The following is a 1,125-nucleotide window of genomic DNA, read 5'->3' as shown; positions in this document are numbered from 1 at the left end:
CCGATGACAGACCCGTCGAGGTCGAGGTCGAGAGCGAGCCGATCGAGCTATTGGCCGACGACAGGCCGGTCGACGTGGAAGTCGAGAGCGAACCAATCGAGCTATTGGCCGACGACAGGCCGGTCGACGTCGAGGTCGACAGCGAGCCGATCGAGCTATTCGCCGACGACAGGCCCGTCGAGGTCGAAGTCGAAAGCGAGCCGATCGAGCTATTGGCCGACGACAGACCCGTCGAGGTGGAGGTCGACAACGAACCGATCGAGCTGTTAGCCGACGACAGACCCGTCGAGGTCGAGGTCGACAGCGAACCGATCGAGCTATTGGCCGACGACAGGCCGGTCGACGTCGAGGTCGACAGCGAACCGATCGAGCTGTTGGCCGACGACAGGCCGGTCGACGTGGAGGTCGACAACGAACCGATCGAACTGTTGGCCGACGACAGACCGGTCGACGTCGAGGTCGACAGCGAGCCGATCGAGCTGTTGGCCGACGACAGACCCGTGGAGGTCGAAGTCGACAGCGAGCCGATCGAGCTGTTGGCCGACGAGAGACCGGTCGACGTGGAGGTCGACAGCGAGCCGATGGAGCTGTTGGCCGACGACAGACCCGTCGAGGTGGAGGTCGACAGCGAACCGATCGAGCTGTTGGCCGACGACAGGCCGGTGGAGGTCGAAGTCGACAGCGAGCCGATCGAGCTGTTGGCCGACGACAGGCCGGTCGAGGTCGACGTCGACAACGAACCGATCGAGCTGTTGGCCGACGACAGGCCGGTCGAGGTGGACGTCGAGAGCGAACCGATCGAGCTGTTCGCCGAGGAGAGGCCGGTCGACGTGGAAGTCGACAGCGAGCCGATGGAGCTATTCGCCGACGACAGACCCGTGGAGGTCGAAGTCGACAGCGAGCCGATCGAGCTGTTGGCCGACGACAGACCCGTCGAGGTGGAGGTCGACAGCGAACCGATCGAGCTGTTGGCCGACGAGAGACCGGTCGACGTGGAAGTCGACAGCGAGCCGATGGAGCTGTTGGCCGACGACAGACCCGTCGAGGTGGAGGTCGACAGCGAACCGATCGAGCTGTTGGCCGACGACAGGCCGGTGGAGGTCGAAGTCGACAGCGAGCCGATCG

At 64.8% G+C, this 1,125-nt stretch carries 1 protein-coding gene; it reads left to right on the top strand.

What is annotated here, in order from left to right; genetic code table 11:
* On the top strand, positions 1–1,125 hold a 1,125-nt coding region (locus QZM67_RS39790; protein WP_301811951.1), incomplete at both ends, for a hypothetical protein.

Source organism: Burkholderia sp. AU45251, from assembly GCF_030482905.1.
In the GTDB taxonomy this organism is placed as follows: domain Bacteria; phylum Pseudomonadota; class Gammaproteobacteria; order Burkholderiales; family Burkholderiaceae; genus Burkholderia; species Burkholderia aenigmatica.
This window is presented reverse-complemented; position numbering and strand designations above follow the sequence as displayed.